Genomic DNA, 19,328 nt, shown 5'->3' on the forward strand with positions numbered 1-19,328 from the left:
CGCCGCCTCTGCGCCGTTCGCGCCCGGTCACCCGTCGTGCCAGGGAGCCCCGGCCGCCGTCGCCCACCGTCGAAACGGCGCGCCACGCTGCTGCTTCTTTCTCTTTGAAAATATCCGGCCGACCACCGGCCAATGGCGGGCCGCCTCAGAACAGGGCGCGCCCGGCACAGCCATGATCGCCCGGCCTCATTCGTCTTCGAACGGGTCCCATTCCTCGCTGACCTCGGGCAGGGCCTCGGTCTCGGCCACGGCCGTCAGCTGCGCCCGGGTGCGGATTTCCAGGATCTTTGCCTCGGGGAAATGTGCCCGCACGGCGCGCATCATCTCGGTCTCTTCCGCCTCGGCCTCCATGGCCAGCTTCTCGGCATCGCGCAGCTCGGCAATCGTCGGTGCGCCGCCCTCGCTGGTCACGATCACCGCCCAGCGATTGCCCGTCCAGCTCTGCAACTTGCCGCCAAGCCGTTGCGCCAGGTCGTTGGGCGCGCCCGGCGCCGGGCAGAACTCGATCCGCCCGGGTGAATAGGACACCAGCCGCACGCCCGTCTCGACCTCGACCAGCAGCTTCACGTCACGGTTCGACCGGATCAGGTCGACCACCCGTTCGAAGGTTGCGTAATGGGCCAGCGCCGCTTCGGTCTGCAGCGCCCGGGCCGCGGCCGGGCCGGCGCCGCCGGAGGACCGGGCCACGGGAGAGGATCCGCCCTGCGATCCGCCGGTCATGCCCGCCCCGGCGCCCGTGGGCGCCCCGCCGTTCGGCCCGTGCCCTGCGCTGCCCTGCGAAGGCGGCGGCCCGCCCACCGGCCCGCCGGCGTCCTGGATCCGCCGCACCAGTTCCTCGGGCGAGGGCAGGTCGGCCACGTGGGTCAGGCGGATCACGGCCATTTCGGCGGCCATCATCGCGTTCGGCGCGGCGGCGACCTCTTCCAGCGCTTTCAGCAGCATCTGCCACATCCGGGTCAGCACCCGCATCGGCAGCGCCTCGGCCATCGCCTGGCCCCGCGCGCGTTCGTCCGGCCCCACGGTCGGGTCTTCGGCCGCGTCCGGGGTGATCTTGACCACCGACACCCAGTGGGTGATCTCGGCCAGGTCGCGCAGCACGGCCAGCGGGTCGGCCCCGTCGGCATATTGCCCGCCCAGTTCGGTCAGCGCCCCGGCCGCATCGCCGCGCAGGATCATGTCCATCAGGTCCAGCACGCGGCCCCGGTCGGCCAGCCCCAGCATCGCCCGCACCTGTTCGGCCGTCGTCTCGCCGGCCCCGTGGGAAATCGCCTGGTCCAGCAGCGATGTCGCGTCCCGGGCCGAGCCTTCGGCCGCCCGGATGATCAGCCCCAGCGCATCCTCGGCGACCTGGGCGCCCTCGGCCGTTGCGATCCGCGTCAGCAGCCCGGCCATGTCCTCGGGCTCGATCCGGCGCAGGTCGAACCGCTGGCACCGCGACAGGACCGTCACCGGCACCTTGCGGATCTCGGTGGTGGCAAAGATGAATTTCACATGGGCGGGCGGTTCTTCCAGCGTCTTCAACAGCGCGTTGAACGCGCTGGTCGACAGCATGTGGACCTCGTCGATGATGTAGATCTTGTATCGCGCCGAGGCCGCCCGGTAGCGCACCGAATCGATGATCTCGCGGATGTCGCCGACACCCGTCCGGCTGGCCGCGTCCATTTCCAGGACGTCGACATGGCGGCCTTCCATGATCGCCTGGCAATGTTCGCATTGCCCGCAGGGCTCGGTCGTCGGCCCGCCGGTGCCATCCGTCCCGATGCAGTTCATCCCCTTGGCGATGATCCGGGCCGTCGTCGTCTTCCCCGTGCCCCGGATGCCCGTCATGATGAAGGCCTGGGCGATGCGGTCGGCCTCGAAGGCGTTCTTGAGGGTCCGCACCATGGCATCCTGGCCGACGAGGTCGGCAAAGGTCTCTGGGCGGTACTTGCGGGCGAGCACCTGGTAGGCGGGCTGATCGGTCATGAGACATCCTTGGGCCGGGTCGCGCGCAGGCTACCGGGTCGGCCGGGGGAACCGCAAGCACCCGCCGGTGTTTATCGCGGCCTTCCGGCCCATCGCCGGGCTTGCCCGGCCCGGTCCGAGGCGCTATGGCTGGTCGCGCCGCAAGGGGGCGGCACCCGGGTCCGCGGACAGCTGTATCGGCACCTCCTGACAGACGGACGACATCCAATCGGTTGATCTCCAGCCCGGCCGGCGGACCATCGGGCATGACGTGAGGGATACCGAAATGCCGGATCAATCCACCGATTCCACCCAACATCTGCGCCGCGAGGCCAAGGCCCTGCGCCAGGCCTTTGACCGGGGCGATGCCGCGGCCGTGGCCCGCGTGCAGGCCGTTCTGCCCGGGGCCGAGGCCCTGCGCCACGCCGATGCGCTGCATGTCATCGCCCGCGAGGCCGGGCATGACAGCTGGCCCAAGCTGAAATTCGCCAACGAGGCAGCGGCGCTCGTCCGCGCCGAGAAATCGGCGCGGCTCGCCGCGGCCCTGTTCCACGGGCGGGCCTGGGCCATCGAGGCCCTGCTGGCCGATACGCCCGACCTTGGGCGCGACAGCCTGGCCCTGGCCTGTGCCACCTATGACCTGGCCGAGGTCCGCCGCCGCCTGGCCGCCGATCCTGCGGCCGCCACCCGGGCCGAAGACGGTCGCCGGCCCATCGCCGTGCTGGCCTTCTCGCGTTATCATCAATGCGGCGGGGCCGAGGCCGACATGCTGGCCGTGGCCGATGCGCTGCTGGCCGCCGGGGCCGACGTCAACGACTCGATGCCCGACGAACATGGCCACGGACCCCTGCCGGTGCTCTACGGGGCGATCGGCCATGGCAACAACATGGCCCTGGGTGAATGGCTTCTGGATCATGGGGCGGATCCCAACGACAACGAATCGCTCTACCACGCGACCGAGCTGGGCCATCGCGGCGGGTTGCGCCTGTTGCTGGCCCATGGCGCCCGACCCGAAGGTACCAACGCCCTGCTGCGCGCGCTGGATTTCGATGATGCCGAGGCCGTGGCCCTGCTGCTTGCGGCCAAGGCCGGCGCGCAGCCCGATGAGGCAACGTCGGACCATGCGGCCGGCAGCCAGAGCCCGGGCAACCCCGGGGATGAAACCCCGTCGTCTGAGCAAGGCAATCCCGTCCTGTCCAATACCCAATCGGCCCCTCCATCCCCGTCCAGCCCCCAGCCGCCGCTGCTGACTGCCGCGCTGCACCATGCCGCCCGGCGCATGTGTTCGGCCGAGACCGTGCGCCTGCTGCTCGACCATGGCGCCGATCCGTCGGCCGTGGCCTTCGGCCATACGGCCTATGCCATGGCGCGCATCCATGGCAACGCGCCGGTGGCCCAGGTCATCGCCGAGGCTGGCGGTGACGTGACCCTGTCCGCGGCCGAGGCCCAGCTGGCCCGGGCCGCCGACGGTCCCGTCGCGCAGGGCGACTGGATCGACATGGACAAGCTCTCCCGCGAAAGCCGCCGGCTGCTCTGCCGCCTGGCCGGCCGGCCGGGCGCATTGCCCCAGATCCGCCGGCTGGTCGAGATGGGCTTCGATCCCAATGTCACCGACGAATCCCGCCTGCCGCCCCTGCAACTGGCCGGGTGGGAGGGCCTGCCCGAGACCTTTGCCTACCTGCTCGACCAGAAGCCCGACCTCGGCCATGTCAACGGCTTCGGCGGCACGGTCTTCGGCACCATCCTGCACGGCGCCGAAAACTGTCCCGACCGGGCGTCGCGCGATCACCTGGCCTGCATGTCACAACTCCTTCACCACGGCGCCGCCCTGCCGCGGCAGGCGCTCGCCCAGGCCAATGACCCGGCGCTCGCGGCCTTCCTGGCCGATTGGGCCGAACGCCATCCGGGCCAGGTTGTCGACGACCCGACCTGATCAGAACAGGCGCGGTGCCCGCCGCCGCGCCTGTCCCCCTTCGATAGGGCGCAATGGTGAAAAATGCATTGAGACCCGGCCAGCGATCCGCCCGACTGCTGTGCCCCCAACGAAGACCCACATCCCCGCCCCTGCCCCACGCAAGGGCCCGCGCCGCCCTGCTGCTTCTTTCTCTTTGAAAATATCCCGGGGTGTCATCGCCACGCGCGCAACACCCCGAGAGCGGGTGCGCAGCATGGCCAAGGCAAGGCGAAACAAGACAAGGGGAATAAGGTGAGAGGCTGGACAACGACCCAAGCGGGGCTCGTTACGGCTGCTTCCTTCCGGACCTGACCGGGTTGGCGAGGCGCTCGCCCGCGCCAACCTCTCGGCGGATTACCTAGGCAGAACCGCGCCGGATTGCAATCCCCCCATGGGACGATCCGTCAGGGACGCAGCCGCAGCTCGAGGAACCCGTCCGAGTCCACCCCCAGCGGTTCGGCCGCCAGCTCTGTCACAAGATCCCCGGCTCCGGGCCCCGTGCGCACCCGCACCGTCCCGCCTGCCAGCCCGGCCAGCCGCCAGGGCGGGGCAAAGCCGTCCCCGCCGCCGCCCGACCGAAAGTGATCCGCGATGGCCCGGCGCAGCTCGATGGGCGGAACCTCCAGCGCGGCCGCCTCCGCGAGCCCCGGGAAGTTGCCCCCGCCGCCCGTCCGATAGCTGTTGGTCACCACGAGCACATCCGCATCCCCGGCCAGCGCCCGCCCGCCCAGCCGCAGGTCGCGCACCCGCCGCGCGCCCGGGTCCAGCAACCGCCCGGCGGCATCGAACCGCGCCGGCCGGGTGGGGTCGATGCCATAACGCAGCCCGTGCAGCACGTCGAAATTATACCCCGCCACGTCATCGCCCAGCAGCCAGCCATCCCCGCCCCCGGGCGGCAGGTGGCGGAACAGCCCGGCCGACATCTCCAGCCAGTCGGCCACCTGCGCGCCGCTGACCCGCACCACCCGTAGCTCGTTGCGATAGGCATGCAGATCCGCCACGTGGCGCAGGGTCACCGGCCCCGCGGGCACATCGGTATAGGCCAGCGGCCCGCCCCGGGCGCCGAACTTGCTCGGTGCCACGGCCGACAGGACGGGCAGGTGGTCCAGCCCGGCCGCGGCGATGGCCGGGCGCATGGCCGCCAGCTGGGCATCGGCGGTCAGGGCCAGGGCGTGGTCGGGCCCGAACAGGGTGAAATAGCTGTGCAGCCGCCGCGCCGCATGGCCGACCGGCCGGTCCAGCGCCGCCGTCGTGGCCCGGTGCGCCGGGGCCAGCCGCCGGACCAGCGCGGGGTCGGCGGCATCATCGGGCATGGGCGCCCGTAGGGCGGATCGGGCCTGGCCGATCCGCCACCCGCCCGCCGCCAGGTGCAGCGTCAGGTCGATGACCCCCAGGTGCGATCCGGCCGCGCCTGGCATCACCACCGGCGTGCCATGCACCCGGCCGGTGTCGGCCTCCACATGGGCCAGGCCGGCATGGGCCGGCCCAGGCAGCAGCAGGTGGGTATGGCCGGCAATCACCGCATCCACCGCGCCCAGCCCGGCCAGGGGGATCACCGCATTCTCGGCCCCGGGCAGGGCATCGCCGCTGCCCAGCCCGGAATGGGCCAGCAGGATCACCAGGTCGCAGCCCCCGGCCTTCAGCCGCGCCGCCGCGCGCCGCACCGTATCGACCATGTCGGCCACGCCCAGCCGGCCGGCCAGGTGATGGGCGTTCCATTGCGCCGTCTGCGGTGGCAGCACGCTGAGCAGCCCGACGGTCACCGCCGCCCCGTCCGGCCCGGGCAGGGTCAGCCGCAGCTCGGCCCGCACGTCCGGCAACAGCCCGGCCAGCGTCTCGCCCCCTTCGGCCACCAGGTTCGAGCCGATCACCGGGCAGGGCGCCCGGCGCAGGATCGCGGCCAGCCGGGCGATGCCGAAATCGAAATCGTGGTTGCCCAGGCCGATGGCATCATAGCCCAGCTCGGCCATGGCCAGCATCATCGGATGGGCCGGCTCGCCATCCGGGCCGGGCGGGGGCGGGGGCGGGTGCAGGTCTTCCATCGGGGTGCCCTGCAGGCTGTCGCCATTGTCCAGCAACAGCACGGCATCGCCCCGGGCCCGGGCTTCGGCCCTGGCCGCCCGGACCAGGCTGGCCAGGTGCACCAGCCCGGTGCCCGGGGCCGGGCGATCGGTGAAATAATTATGCGCGCTCAGATGCATGTGCAGGTCGGTCGTGGCCAGGATACGCAGGCCGAACCGCCCGTCGCCGGGCCGGTCTGGTCCATCGTCCTGCGCCTGGGGGCGGATCATGCAGAGCGCCTTTTCGCTGTGTCCCTCGGCCCCACCCTGGCCCGGAATGCCCGGCTCCAGACTAGGGCCAGCCGCCCCCCGCCTGTCAAGCACGCCCCGGGCGGGGCGATGGGGTGATTGAATTGCCCGGGCAGAAGTGCCATCGACGGGGGCAACCGACGAGACAATCGGCACACCACGGAAACACCACGGGCAGACCAAGGGCAGGCAGGGGGCAGACGGCGATGAAACGGGCGGAACAGGTGACTTTCGGCGGCTCCGGCCTGGATCGCGTGGCCCATCTGCGGGGCGACCCGGCGGCCCTGGCCGCGGCGCGGGCCAACCCGGATGCGGCCTCGATCCTGATGTGGCGGGGCAAGCCCATGGTCAGCGGGCCCGATGGCGACCGGCTGGTCTTTGTCTCGATGCAACACCCGGCCATCACCTCGGGCCATGACAGCGCCATCGGCCAGCCGATCCTGCTGGGCCAGGACGACACCGGGCCGCTCTTTGCCACCGACCTGTCGGGCTGGGCGCCCGAGGGGCTGGACGAGGGCGAGCTGAACCGGTTCCTCGACACCAGCCTGCAAAGCTATCCGGGGTTCCCCGCCGATCACGTCTTTGCCGAGCTGCGCCAGGTCATGACCCGGCTGAACCCGCGCCATGCCGAGCTGGCCGCCACGGCCAAGGCGCTGATCGGCTGGCACGAGATCCACCCGTTCTGCGCCCGTTGCGGCGCGCGGTCGGACATCGTGCAGGCCGGCTGGCAGCGCACCTGCCCGTCCTGCGGGGCGCATCATTTCCCGCGCACCGACCCGGTGGTCATCATGCTGATCACCCATGGCCATTCGGTGCTGATGGGCCGCAGCCCGGGCTGGCCCGAGGGCATGTATTCGCTGCTGGCCGGCTTCATCGAGCCGGGCGAAACGCTCGAAGCGGCGGTGCGCCGCGAGGTCTGGGAGGAATCCGGCGTGCGCGTCGGCGAGGTCGAATACCTGGCCAGCCAGCCCTGGCCCTTCCCGGCCTCGCTGATGTTCGGCTGCCGGGGCCGGGCGGAAAGCGCCGAGATCAACATCGACCCGGTCGAGATCGAGGACGCGCTCTGGGTCAGCCGGTCGGAGATGATGGATGCCTTTGCCGGCACCCATCCCGTGATCAAACCGGCACGCAAGGGCGCCATTGCACATTTCCTGTTGCAGAACTGGCTTGCGGATACGCTGGATTGATCCCTAGACTTCCGGCGAAAAAGAGCAGGCAGACATGAAATTCTCCAGCAAGGAAGACGTCGAGGCCCCGATCGCGCAGGTGTTCGACATGCTTGCCGATTTCGGCAGCTACGAGCGCCAGGCCCTGCGCCGCGGGATCGAGGTGCACCGCACCGATACCCGGGCCGAGCCGGGGGTGGGCGTGTCCTGGCATGCGCTGTTCGACCTGCGCGGCAAGCGGCGCGAGGTCGACGTTGTGGTCTCGGCTTTCGACCGGCCCGACAGCATCCATTTCACCTCTGACTCGCAGGGCTTGCAGGGGCTCGTGACGCTGGAACTGGTGGCCCTGTCGCCGCGGCGGACCCGGCTGGCCATCGAGGTCGATCTCAAGCCCAAGACCCTGTCGGCCCGGCTGCTGGTGCAATCTCTGAAGCTGGCCAAGAAGAACCTGACCAAGCGGTTCAAGCTGCGGGTGGCCGATTATGCCAAGGGCCTGGAAGACCGCTATCGCCAGCAGAACGGCTGAGGCGGTCGGTCGGGGCGGCGGCACGCCGGTCGGACCGGGATCGGACAGCGGATCGGCCTGCATCGCCGGATCGGGGGGCTGTCTTGACAGCCTCGGGGCGCGAAACGCCCGGCGGTGCCGGGCGGGCGGATCAGAAGATCAGCACCGCGCCGCTGGTGAACAGCAGGGCAATCATCGAATAGCCGGCCAGGGCAAAGAGCCCGTCGCGCACCAGCAGGGTCAGCGACATCAGCACCACGGCCATGGCGGCCAGCGACGAGGTGAAGGGCAGCAGCTCCATGAAGGGCATGGCCGAACCGCACAGCATGCAGGCCAGGTAGATCAGCCGGTCGAAAGGCGCGGCGGCCAGGAATGTCAGGCGCGGCCGGGTGTGGCGGTCGAACCAGCGGGCCGGGCGCCACAGGCTGCGCGTGGCGCGTTCCAGCCAATGCGAGGGGATGCGCCGGCGGCGCAGGATGTCGGGCAGCCAGAGCTTCTTGCGCCCGACCAGCAGCTGGGCCGAGACCAGGGCAATGATGATGCCGGCCACGCTGGAAAATCCCGGCACGCCCGACAGCGGCGAAACCACGGCCAGGGCGGGCACCATCAGTACCGGCACAAAGGACGACCGGCCCATGGCGTCCAGCAGGTCACCGACATTGGTTTCTTCGCCGTCGTCGACGGCATCGTGGATCTCCTCGATCACGTCGGCCATCGCCTCGGGGGGGAAACTGTCACTCATCATGCTGTCCTTGGTTACCGGCCCTTCGCCGGAGCGGCGCGTGCTCATGGGGACAGAACGTCCGAACAGGCCCGGACGTTCCCGCCGGGGCAGGCGGGAGCGGTCGGACATGCTGGCCGGAGTGAGCGGGGCCGGGACCTGCGGGGTCGAAGCGGCACGGACAGCAGGGCCGGGCGCCTATTGCCGGCCGGGATCTGCCGGGTAGACGCCCAGGATGGTCAGGTCGGTGGTGAAATAGGACAGCTCGTCCAGGGCCAGGGCGACGTTGGGATCTTCGGGATGGCCTTCGATATCGGCATAGAACTGGGTGGCCGTGAAGGACCCGCCGACCATGTAGCTTTCCAGCTTGGTCATGTTGACCCCGTTCGTCGCGAACCCGCCCATGGCCTTGTAGAGCGCGGCCGGGATGTTGCGGACGCGGAAGACGAAGGTGGTGATCATCTTTTCCGCCCGCCGCGACTTGTCGGCCTCGCGCGACATGATCAGGAAGCGCGTGGTGTTGTGGGCATGGTCTTCGATGTGGCGGGCCAGGATATCCAGCCCGTAGATTTCGGCGGCCAGGTCGGAGGCCAGCGCGCCGACGCTGCGCGGCCCGGTCCTGGCCAGCTCGGCGGCGGCACCGGCGCTGTCGGCCGCGGCCTCGCCCTTGATCCCGTAGCGGGCCAGGAACGAGGCGCATTGCGGGATCAGCACCAGGTGGGCGCGCACGGTCTCGATTTCCTCGATCTGCACGCCGGGCAGGGCCATGAGCGAGATATGCACCCGCACGAAGGCCTCGTCGACGATGTGCAGGCCGGATTCGGGCAGCATGCGGTGAATGTCGGCGACCCGGCCATAGGTCGAGTTCTCGACGGGCAGCATGGCCTGTTCGGCCTCGCCCGAGCGCACGGCGGCAATGACATCGTCGAAACTGCGGCAGGGCAGGGCTTCGAAGCCCGGCCGCGCCTCTTGGCAGGCGGCGTGGCTGTAGGCGCCGGGTTCCCCCTGGAAGGCAATGCGACGTGTCATGGCATGGTCCGATCTGGCATTTGGTCGATTGGTCGCGGTGTCTATACCTTGCGCGACGGAGGGGGAAGCCTTAGACATCCCTGCGACACCTATCAGTAAGGACAGGCGATCCATGGACACGATGACCACCACCAAGGTTGCAGCTTCGCTTTGCGGTGCGTTGCTGGTCTTCATGCTGGCCGGTTGGGCGGCTCAGGGGATCTACCATGTGGGCGGTCACGGCGAAGCGGCCTACGTGATCGAGACCGGCGGTGACGACACCGGCGGCGAAGCGGTCGAGGAAGGCCCGGCCTTTGCCGAGGTCCTGGCCAGCGCCGATGCCGGCAAGGGCGCCAATGTCTTCAAGAAATGCCAGGCCTGCCACAAGCTGGAGCCGGGCGTGAACGCCACCGGCCCGTCGCTGGCCGGCGTTGTCGGCCGGCCGATCGGCGGGGCCGCGGGCTTTGGCTATTCCGATGCCATGGCCAGCCACGGCGGCGACTGGACGCCCGAGGCGCTGAACGAATTCCTGGAAAAGCCGCGCGACTACATGCCCGGCACGGCGATGAGCTTCAACGGTCTGAACAAGATCGGCGATCGCGCCAACCTGGTGGCCTATCTGCAGACCATCGGCGGCTGATCGCGGCCCGGCCGCCCGGCGGGTGGCCCACCCATTCCGACACGCCGTCGTGCGACCAGCGCGGCGGCGTTTTTCTTGGCCGCCCGGTTGCGCGCGCGCTGTCGTTCCGCGCCGTCCCGCCGGTTGGCGCGGCCCGGCCGACCTGGCCGGAGGCACCGTGATGCCGCAGGACGCCGACCGGCCGTTTCGCGCCGTCCCGCCGGTTGGTGTGATTGAACTGCGTGGTGCAGGGGGACGGCGTGGCGCGGTTCTGCTGCATGGCGCGGGGCGGGGCGGTTTGCGGGGCGATGCCTGCACGGGCCGTTCACGGGCTTGTGGCCCGATCCGGGGCAAAGGCGCGGTTGACAGCCTGCATTCAACCTGCGGTAGAGAGCCGCGCTCACATAAACTCACTTGAATGTTGGCGCCCGGGCCTTTTAGCCTATTGTCAAATCGACAATAGTTCCGGTTCCCACCCGAGAAAGCCCGATAGAGGATGAGCATCATGTCACGACGCCCTGCCGGTCCTGGCACCCCCGCATCCGTTGCCGCATCGCTGGTCTCGGACCTGCCCCGTGCCCTGCGCCTGACCCTGCTGGGCGGGCTGCTCCTGGTCGGTGGGGCGATGGCCGCCCGGGCCCAGGATGCGGGCGCGACAGCCGACGCGGCCCCGGCCGCCGACGCACCGGCCGAAGACGACCTGATCGTCAGCCACGGCTATTCCTTCTACGGCGACCTGAAATATCCGCCCGATTTCGCCCATTACGACTACGTCAATCCCGATGCCCCCAAGGGCGGCGAGATCTCCTTTGCCCGGCTGGGCACCTTCGATTCGATGAACCCCTATTCGATCAAGGGCCGGGCCGGCACGCTGAGCTGGATCATGTACGAAAGCCTGCTGGCCGACGGACCGGCCGATGCCTATGGCGAAGCCTATGGCCTGCTGGCCGAAAGCGTCGAATACCCGGCCGACAAGAGCTGGGTCATCTTCCACATGCGCCCCGAGGCCACGTTTTCCGATGGCACGCCGGTGACGGCAGACGACGTGGTGTTTTCCCACAACCTGCTGCTGGAACAGGGGCTTCCGTCCTATGCCGCGGCGGTCAAGAAACGCATCCCCAAGGCCGAGGCGCTCGATGCGCATACGGTCAAGTTCTACTTTGCCGACGGCATCTCGCGCCGGTCGTTGATCGACCAGGTCGGCGGTGTGCCGGTCTGGTCAAAGGCATGGTTCGATGAGACCGGCGCGCGGCTGGACGAAAGCCGGTTGGAAACCTCGCCGGGGTCGGGGCCCTACATGATCGACAAGGTCGACGTGAACAACCGCATCACCTACAAGCGCAACCCCGATTACTGGGGCTGGGATCTGCCGGTGAACCAGGGCCGGCACAATTTCGATACGATCCGCGTGGAATATTTCGCCGACGATGCCCCCGCCTTCGAGGCTTTCAAGGCCGGCGAGGTGACCTTTCGCAGCGAGGGCGATTCCAAGAAATGGGCCAGCAATTATGATTTCCCCAAGGTGCAGAACGGCCAGGTGATCAAGGCCGACCTGCCCGACGGCACGCCGCCGACGCCGGCGGGCTTCGTGTTCAACCTGCGCCGCGAGATCATGCAGGACAAGCGCCTGCGCGAGGCGCTGGCACTTGGCTACAATTTCGAATGGACCAATGAATCGCTGCAATACGGCCTGTTCCGGCAACGGGCGTCGTTCTCGCAGGATACCCCGCTGATGGCCACCGGCGTGCCCGAGGGCGACGAGCTGGCGCTGCTGGAAAGCCTGGGCGAGATCGTGCCGCCCGAGATGCTGACCGAAGAGGCCCGCATGCCGCACAGCTCGAACGGCGAGCGGCTGAACGACCGGCGCAACCTGCGCCGGGCCATGGCCCTGCTGGACGAGGCCGGCTGGCCCGTCGGGTCGGACGGCAAGCGCTACAATGCGGCCGGCGAGCCGCTGAAAATCACCTTCCTGTTCAACACGGCGGCCGAAGGCACGCTGGGCGCGGTGATCGAGAATTACATCAAGAACCTGGTGGCCATGGGCGTCGATGCCCAGCTGGAAAAGGTCGACCCCTCGCAATACACCCTGCGCGAGCGCGAGTTCGACTATGACATGGTCTATGACAGCTATGCGTCCTTCCTGGGCGCGGGCACCGGGCTGATGCAGCGGTTCGGCTCGGACGAAGCGGCGTTCTCGGTCTTCAACCCGGCCGGGCTGGCCAGCCCGATGGTCGACGCGATCATCGACGCGGCGCTCTTTGCCGACAACAAGGCCGACGAGGAAACCGCCCTGCGCGCGCTCGACCGGGCGCTGCGCCACGAGTTCTTCATGGTGCCGCTGTGGTACAACCCAAGCTACTGGGTGGCCTATTACGACGAATACGAACATCCCGATCCGCTGCCCCCGCTCGACCTGGGGTACCTGGATTTCTGGTGGTTCAACGCGGAAAAGGCGGCCGAGCTGAAAGCCTCGGGCGCGCTGAGGTAATCCGCGACCATGGGCGCCTATATCCTTCGGCGGCTGTTGCTGATCATCCCGACCCTGCTCGGCATCATGATCATCAACTTCACGCTGGTGCAGTTTGTCCCCGGCGGGCCGGTCGAACAGGCCATCGCCCGCGCGCAGGGGCAGGGAGACGTGTTCGGCAGCTTTGCCGGTGGCCAGGGTGATACCGAGATGGCCGGCGAGAACGCCTTCGAGGACCGCTATGTCGGGGCCCGGGGGCTGCCGGAAGAATTCATCCAGGAGCTCGAACGCGAATACGGGTTCGACAAGCCGCCGGTTCAGCGGTTCCTGATCATGCTCGGCAATTACGTGCGCTTCGACTTTGGCGAAAGCTATTTCCGGTCGATCGGCGTGACCGAACTGGTCGTCGAAAAGCTGCCGGTGTCCATATCGCTGGGCCTGTGGTCGACGCTGATCGCCTACCTGGTGTCGATCCCGCTGGGCATCGGCAAGGCGGTCAAGGACGGGTCGAAATTCGACACCTGGACCAGTGGCATCATCATCGTGGCCTACGCGATCCCGGGGTTCCTGTTCGCGGTGCTGCTGCTGGTGCTGTTTGCCGGCGGCTCATACTGGCAGATCTTCCCGCTACGGGGGCTGACATCCGACAATTGGGACCAGCTGAGCCTGCTGGGCAAGATCGGCGATTATTTCTGGCACATCACGCTGCCGGTCATCGCCTCGACGATCTCGGCCTTTGCCACGCTGACCCTGCTGACCAAGAACAGCTTCCTCGACGAGATCAAGAAGCAATATGTCATCACCGCCCGGGCCAAGGGCCTGTCGGAACGGCAGGTGCTCTATGGCCATGTCTTCCGCAACGCGATGCTGATCGTCATTGCCGGTTTCCCGGCAGCCTTCATTGGCATCTTCTTCGGGTCCTCGGTGATCATCGAAACGATCTTTTCGCTCGACGGCCTGGGCCGGCTGGGGTTCGAGGCCGCGGTGGCCCGCGATTACCCGGTGATCTTCGGCACGCTCTTCATCTTCGGCCTGATGGGCCTGGTGGTGGGCATCATCTCGGACCTGATGTACGTGCTGGTCGATCCTCGGATCGATTTCGAAAGCCGGCAGGGGTAAGACCATGGACGACATCAAACCCGCGCGCCGCCAGTTCCTGTCGCCGCTGAACCAGCGGCGCTGGCGGAATTTCAAGCGCAACCGGCGGGCCTTCTGGTCGCTGATCCTGTTCTCGGTGCTCTTCGGCCTGTCGCTCTTTGCCGAGTTCATTGCCAACGACAAGCCGATCCTGGTCAGCTACCGCGGCGAGCTCTACACCCCGATCTTCCGCTTTTACCCCGAAACCGCCTTTGGCGGCGATTTCCGCACCGAGGCCATTTATCGGGATCCCGAGGTCGAATGCCTGATCGTGTCGGGCGGGCTGGACAGCTGTTTCGACGATCCCGAGGGCATCATCGAAGAGGCCCGGACGGGCATGGTCGACGGCGAGGAGATCGAGAAGGGCTGGACCCTGTGGCCGCCGATTCCCTATTCCTACGACACCTCGGTCGAACGGCCGGGCGCGGCGCCGTTGCCGCCCGGGGGCAACAACCTGCTGGGCACCGATGACACCAAGCGCGACGTGCTGGCCCGGGTGATCTATGGCTTCCGCCTGTCGATCCTGTTCACGATCATCGTCACCGGCTTTGCCTCGCTCATCGGCGTTGCGGCGGGGGCGGTGCAGGGCTTTTTCGGAGGCTGGCTGGACCTGATCTTTCAGCGCGTGATCGAGATCTGGTCGGCGACGCCGTCGCTTTACATCATCATCATCATGTTCGCGATCCTGGGCCGAAGTTTCTGGCTGCTGGTCTTCCTGCTGGTGGCGTTTTCCTGGACGTCGCTCGTGGGCGTCGTGCGGGCCGAGTTCCTGCGGGCGCGGAATTTCGAATATGTCCGCGCGGCGCGGGCCCTGGGCGTGAGCAACCGCACGATCATGTTCCGCCACATGCTGCCCAATGCCATGGTCGCCACGGTCACCATGCTGCCCTTCATCATCACCGGCACCATCGGGTCGCTGGCCTCGCTGGATTTCCTGGGCTTCGGCCTGCCGTCCTCGGCCCCGTCGCTGGGCGAGCTGACCCTGCAGGCCAAGCAGAACCTGCAGGCGCCCTGGCTGGCCTTCACGGCCTTCTTCACCTTTGCCATCATGCTGTCGCTGCTCGTCTTCATCTTTGAAGGCGTGCGTGATGCCTTCGACCCGCGAAAGACCTTTTCATGAGCGCACTTCTCGAGGTGACGGACCTGACCGTGGCCTTCCGCCAGGATGGCCGGGTGATGCAGGCGGTCAAGGGCGTGTCCTTTGCCGTCAACCGGGGCGAGACCGTGGCGCTGGTCGGTGAAAGCGGGTCGGGCAAGTCGGTGTCGGCCCTGTCGACCGTGTCGCTGCTGGGCGAAAACGCCGTGGTCGGCGGGTCGGCGCGGTTCGATGGCACCGAGCTGATCGGGGCCGGGACCGAGGTGCTGCACAAGGTGCGGGGCAACGACATCAGCTTCATCTTCCAGGAGCCGATGACCTCGCTCAACCCGCTGCACACGCTGCGCAAGCAGCTGGGCGAGGTGCTGGCGCTGCACCAGAAGCTGACGGGCAAGGCGGCCGATGCGCGGATCGTCGAGCTGTTGACCAAGGTGGGCATCCGCGATCCCGAGACCCGTCTGGATGCCTATCCGCACCAGCTGTCGGGCGGGCAGAGGCAGCGGGTGATGATCGCCATGGCCCTGGCCAACGAACCCGACATCCTGATCGCCGACGAGCCGACAACGGCGCTGGACGTGACGATCCAGGCGCAGATTCTCGAATTGCTGGCCGAGCTGAAGCGCTCGGAAGGCATGGGCCTGTTGTTCATCACCCATGACCTGGGCATCGTGCGGCGCTTTGCCGACACGGTCTGCGTGATGAAGGACGGCGAGATCGTCGAGACCGGTCCGGCGGCCGAGATCTTTGCCAACCCCCGGCACGACTACACGCGCAAGCTGCTGGCGGCCGAGCCGTCGGGCGCGCCCGATCCGGTGGCCGGGGATGCGCCGCAGATCGCAAGGACCGAGCATCTGAAGGTCTGGTTCCCGATCCAGCGCGGCTTCCTGCGCAAGACGGTGGGCCATGTGAAGGCGGTGAACGATGCCAGCGTCGATGTCCGCGCGGGCGAGACGCTGGGCATCGTGGGCGAAAGCGGGTCGGGCAAGACCACGCTGGCGCTGGCAATCATGCGGCTGATCGCGTCCGAAGGGCCGGTGGTCTTCATGGGGCGGGATCTGCGCGAGGCGTCGACGCGGGAACTGCGGCGTCTGCGCAAGGACATGCAGATCGTCTTCCAGGATCCGTTCGGATCGCTCAGCCCGCGGATGACCTGTGCCGAGATCATTGCCGAGGGGCTGACGATCCACAAGGTCGACCCGCACCGCTCGCAGCGCGAGCTGGTGGCCGAGGCGATGGTCGAGACCGGGCTGGACCCGGCGGCGATGGACCGCTACCCGCACGAGTTTTCCGGGGGCCAGAGGCAGCGGATCGCCATCGCGCGGGCCATGGTGCTGCGGCCGAAGCTCTTGGTCCTGGACGAGCCGACCTCGGCGCTGGACATGACCGTGCAGGTGCAGATCGTCGAGCTGTTGCGGGGATTGCAGCGGAAATACGGGTTGGCCTACCTGTTCATCAGCCATGACCTGAAGGTCGTGCGGGCGATGAGCCATCGCATCCTGGTGATGAAACAGGGCGACGTGGTGGAAAGCGGTTCGGCCGAGGCCGTGTTCGACCGGCCCGAGCATCCCTATACGCGGGAATTGCTGGCCGCGGCGGGCTAGGGCCGGTTGCGGCGCTGCGCGGTCTGCCGGACGGCGGGCCGTGTGGCGGCGCCGGGCAGTGGTACTTTTACCAAGAAGAAGACAGGGGACGGGGCCCATGCCGGGTGTCGGTCCGGTGGGGAAGGCGGGGCGCGGCGGGTGCGCGCCCCGGCCGGTTGGTCGTGGGAATCCGGGCCGTGGTCACGCGCCATGGGTGTCCTTGGCCGGGGTCGTGGGTTTCAGCCAGTGCTGCGGCGCGTTCCAGCCCTTGGGCTCGGGCAGCGGGCGTTCGGCGTCGCGCGGGGGCTCGAACCGGGCGGCGGTGTGCAGGCTTCGTGCAAGTATGGTCAACATGGGGCTGTCCTTTTCAGCGTCTGATGCCTTGTGAATTAAGGGGTGGGCGGCCATCCTGCGACTCAGGAATTTTCGGGATAGTTAAGCAGGAGTTACATGTGAACTGGCGGGACCTGCCTCCGTTCTCGGCGCTGCGCGCCTTTGCTGCCTATGCCGAGACCCGGTCGGTGGAAGAGGCCGGGGCGTTGCTGAATGTCAGCCATGCGGCGATTTCCCAGCAATTGCGGCGGCTTGAGGATCACCTGGGCGTGGCGCTGCTGGACCGGTCGGGGCGCCAGCTGGCTCTGACGGCGGACGGGGCCGAGCTGGCCATGGCGCTGTCGGAGGGGCTGGAGACCATCGGGCGGGGGGTGGCGGCGATCACCCGGCGCGAGGATGACCGGCCGTTGCAGATCACCGTATCACCGACCTTTGCGGCGGTCTGGTTGGTGCCGCGCCTGCCGCGGTTTCGCCATGCCCATCCCGAGATCAGCCTGATGGTCGATCCGTCGGTGTCGCTGCGGGGGCTGGAACCCGGAGGGTTCGACGTGGCCCTGCGCCATGGCGATGGCGACTGGCCGGGGCTGGAGGCCGAGCTGATCGTGTCGTCGCCGATTGCCATCGTGGCCGCGCCCGGCCTGGTCGGCGCGCGGGAGGTGACCAGCCCGCGCGACCTGCGGGCCTTTCCCTGGCTGCAGGAACTGGGCACCAACGAGGCGTCGGTCTGGATGCAGGGCTATGGCGAGGACGGGATGTTCGAGAGGGGCGTGACCTCGCTGCCGGGGAACCTGGTGCTGGAGGCCGCGCGGCAGGGGCAGGGGGTGGCGATCACGGCGGCGATCGCGGTGGCCGAGGACGTGCAGGCCGGCCGGCTGAGGCTGTTGTTCGAGGAGGACACCCACAAGGGGTACTACATGGTGACCCGCCCGGGGGTGCAGCGGCAGGTGCTGCGGGCCTTCGTGCGCTGGATCAGGTCGGAAGCGGCGCGGATGGAATAGCAGCCGGCCCGAGAGACCGGAGAGCGCGGGCGGGGGAAGGCCCCCCGCCGCGACGGTGATCAGCCGGGGCCCATCATGAAGCAGGTCACGTTGCGGGCCTGCAGGCGGCGGCAGGCCATGTCGGCCATGTCGCGGGTCATGCCCTGGAAGGTGGCGTCGTAGCCGCGGGCGCTTTTGAGCACCTGGCGTTCGACGCCGTCCAGCGTGGCCATTTCCGACAGGGCGGTGGTCAGCAGCACCTTTTCCGCCTGGTAGCGGCTGGTGTAGCGGCCGACGTTGATGCCCCAATGGGCATCGCCCTTGGTCGACAGCCGGGTGACGATTTCCTGGTCCGGGGTGGGGGCGACGCGGGCCTTGGCCGAGGTGCCGCCGGCGGCGGTTTCGGCCACCAGCGAATCGATCTGGTCCTGCAGGGCGTCGTTGGCCACGTTGGCCACGGCCGGCAGGGGCCGCGCGGTCGGGCGCAGGCTGCGCGAGACCAGGCCGCTGACGCGGACCTCGCCGCCACCGGCGATGGCATTGCCGGCATAGGCCGGTTTCGACGGCCGGTTGACCGGCGCCCGCGACGGTGCGCGGCTGAAGCCCATGTCGAGCAGCTCGGCCACCCGGGCGTTGCGCGCGGCGGTCGAGGTGCCGCCGAAGACGGTGGCGATGATGCGCTCGTTGCCCCGTTCGGCCGAGGCAACCAGGTTGAAGCCGGCGGCCCGGGTATACCCCGTCTTGATCCCGTCGGCGCCCTTGTAGGCATCCAGCAGGCGCCGGTTGGTATTGGGCACCTCGCGGATGCCGGCATTGGTCGAGCGGCGCGAGAACAGGTTGTAATACTCGGGGTAATCGTAGAGCAGGTGACGGCCCAGCGTGGTCATGTCGCGGGCGGTCGACAGGTGGCCGTCGGTGGTCAGGCCATGGGCGTTCTTGAAGGTCGTCCGGGTCATGCCCAGCTGCTTGGCCGTGGCCGTCATGCGCTTGGCAAAGGCCGCTTCGCTGCCCGAGATCGCCTCGCCGATGGCGGTGGCCGCATCATTGGCCGATTTCACGGCCGCGGCGCGGATCAGGTAACGGAAGGCGATCGTCTGGCCGGATCGCAGGCCCAGTTTCGATGGCGGCTCGGACGCCGCGTGCGACGAGATGCGGACCTTGTCGTCCAGGCTGATCTCGCCGTTTTCCACCGCCTGGAAGGCGATGTAGAGCGTCATCATCTTGGTAAGGGATGCCGGGTGTAGTCGGGCGTCCGCGTTTCGGGAATGCAGCACCTTGCCGGTGCGTGCGTCGATGACCATGGCCGCGTAAGGGGCTGCAAATGCGGGTAGCGCGGCGAAAAGCGCGACCGCGAACAGCAGCACGAACCTCAGACGGGCCGGCGAAGATAGCCGAACCTGCACGATATTTGCCTCTGTCTGCCTCGTGGCGCCAGCTTATCGCAGCGCCGTTATCGGTTTATTGACCGAAAGGTAACACAGCGGATTTTTGAAAGAAACCTGCGAGTTGCAA

The 19,328-nt window shown here is 68.3% G+C and carries 15 protein-coding genes and 1 other RNA gene; 9 read left to right on the forward strand and 7 right to left on the reverse strand.

Annotation, left to right across the window (positions count from 1 at the left end; all coding sequences use genetic code 11):
- Positions 1-186: 186 nt before the first annotated feature.
- Positions 187-1,965 carry a DNA polymerase III subunit gamma/tau gene (locus ACK3BB_RS05255; RefSeq protein ID WP_428927675.1) on the reverse strand — a complete coding sequence of 593 codons (1,779 nt, stop codon included), beginning with the start codon at positions 1,963-1,965 and terminating at the stop codon, positions 187-189.
- A 265-nt stretch (positions 1,966-2,230) separates the two neighbouring features.
- Here ACK3BB_RS05255 and ACK3BB_RS05260 point away from each other — a divergent pair, with 265 nt between their 5' ends.
- The gene (locus ACK3BB_RS05260) at positions 2,231-3,877 is read left to right on the forward strand and encodes an ankyrin repeat domain-containing protein (RefSeq protein WP_428927676.1); all 1,647 of its coding nucleotides are present in this window, start codon (positions 2,231-2,233) and stop codon (positions 3,875-3,877) included.
- 272 nt (positions 3,878-4,149) lie between these two features.
- Here the strand turns inward: ACK3BB_RS05260 and ffs are convergent.
- Positions 4,150-4,246: signal recognition particle sRNA small type (gene ffs / locus ACK3BB_RS05265), an RNA gene on the reverse strand.
- Between the two features lie 56 nt (positions 4,247-4,302).
- Positions 4,303-6,189 (reverse strand): 5'-nucleotidase C-terminal domain-containing protein, encoded by a 1,887-nt coding sequence (locus ACK3BB_RS05270; RefSeq protein WP_428927677.1) that lies wholly within the window; start codon positions 6,187-6,189, stop codon positions 4,303-4,305.
- A 224-nt stretch (positions 6,190-6,413) separates the two neighbouring features.
- Between ACK3BB_RS05270 and nudC the strand changes: the two genes are divergently transcribed.
- Together nudC and ACK3BB_RS05280 are read left to right on the forward strand one after the other, a co-directional pair.
- On the forward strand, positions 6,414-7,394 hold the full coding sequence (nudC, locus tag ACK3BB_RS05275) for an NAD(+) diphosphatase (protein WP_428927678.1): 981 nt from the start codon (positions 6,414-6,416) through the stop codon (positions 7,392-7,394).
- A gap of 34 nt (positions 7,395-7,428) precedes the next feature.
- Positions 7,429-7,899, forward strand: a complete 471-nt coding sequence (locus ACK3BB_RS05280; RefSeq protein ID WP_428927679.1) for an SRPBCC family protein — start codon at positions 7,429-7,431, stop codon at positions 7,897-7,899.
- A gap of 130 nt (positions 7,900-8,029) precedes the next feature.
- On the opposite strand, the gene ACK3BB_RS05285 is transcribed toward ACK3BB_RS05280, so the two are convergent.
- Together ACK3BB_RS05285 and ACK3BB_RS05290 are read right to left on the reverse strand one after the other, a co-directional pair.
- Positions 8,030-8,620, reverse strand: a complete 591-nt coding sequence (locus ACK3BB_RS05285; RefSeq protein WP_428927680.1) for an exopolysaccharide biosynthesis protein — start codon at positions 8,618-8,620, stop codon at positions 8,030-8,032.
- Between the two features lie 177 nt (positions 8,621-8,797).
- Positions 8,798-9,628 (reverse strand): prephenate dehydratase, encoded by an 831-nt coding sequence (locus ACK3BB_RS05290; protein WP_428927681.1) that lies wholly within the window; start codon positions 9,626-9,628, stop codon positions 8,798-8,800.
- Between the two features lie 112 nt (positions 9,629-9,740).
- Between ACK3BB_RS05290 and ACK3BB_RS05295 the strand changes: the two genes are divergently transcribed.
- The 5 genes from ACK3BB_RS05295 (at position 9,741) to ACK3BB_RS05315 (ending at position 16,527) form a co-directional block, all read left to right on the forward strand.
- Entirely contained in the window at positions 9,741-10,247 is a 507-nt protein-coding gene (locus ACK3BB_RS05295; RefSeq protein ID WP_428927682.1) for a c-type cytochrome, read from the forward strand.
- 484 nt (positions 10,248-10,731) lie between these two features.
- Complete coding sequence (locus tag ACK3BB_RS05300) at positions 10,732-12,714, forward strand: extracellular solute-binding protein (protein WP_428927683.1); 1,983 nt, start codon at positions 10,732-10,734, stop codon at positions 12,712-12,714.
- Between the two features lie 9 nt (positions 12,715-12,723).
- Positions 12,724-13,812: a microcin C ABC transporter permease YejB gene (locus ACK3BB_RS05305; protein ID WP_428927684.1), complete on the forward strand. Its 1,089-nt coding sequence runs from the start codon at positions 12,724-12,726 to the stop codon at positions 13,810-13,812.
- 4 nt (positions 13,813-13,816) lie between these two features.
- Positions 13,817-14,950, forward strand: coding sequence for an ABC transporter permease (locus ACK3BB_RS05310; RefSeq protein ID WP_428927685.1), 1,134 nt, complete (start codon positions 13,817-13,819; stop codon positions 14,948-14,950).
- A complete protein-coding gene (locus ACK3BB_RS05315) occupies positions 14,947-16,527 on the forward strand; it encodes an ABC transporter ATP-binding protein (RefSeq protein ID WP_428927686.1) in 1,581 nt (526 codons plus the stop codon). The genes ACK3BB_RS05310 and ACK3BB_RS05315 overlap by 4 nt, the downstream gene beginning before the upstream one ends.
- A gap of 180 nt (positions 16,528-16,707) precedes the next feature.
- On the opposite strand, the gene ACK3BB_RS05320 is transcribed toward ACK3BB_RS05315, so the two are convergent.
- Entirely contained in the window at positions 16,708-16,860 is a 153-nt protein-coding gene (locus ACK3BB_RS05320) for a hypothetical protein (protein ID WP_428927687.1), read from the reverse strand.
- Between the two features lie 98 nt (positions 16,861-16,958).
- Between ACK3BB_RS05320 and ACK3BB_RS05325 the strand changes: the two genes are divergently transcribed.
- Positions 16,959-17,837 carry a LysR family transcriptional regulator gene (locus ACK3BB_RS05325; RefSeq protein WP_428927688.1) on the forward strand — a complete coding sequence of 293 codons (879 nt, stop codon included), beginning with the start codon at positions 16,959-16,961 and terminating at the stop codon, positions 17,835-17,837.
- 59 nt (positions 17,838-17,896) lie between these two features.
- Here the strand turns inward: ACK3BB_RS05325 and ACK3BB_RS05330 are convergent, their stop codons facing one another.
- Positions 17,897-19,219 (reverse strand): D-alanyl-D-alanine carboxypeptidase family protein, encoded by a 1,323-nt coding sequence (locus ACK3BB_RS05330; RefSeq protein ID WP_428927689.1) that lies wholly within the window; start codon positions 19,217-19,219, stop codon positions 17,897-17,899.
- Between the last annotated feature and the right edge of the window lie 109 nt (positions 19,220-19,328).

Source organism: Marinibacterium sp. SX1 (genome assembly GCF_050389775.1).
GTDB lineage: Bacteria > Pseudomonadota > Alphaproteobacteria > Rhodobacterales > Rhodobacteraceae > Marinibacterium.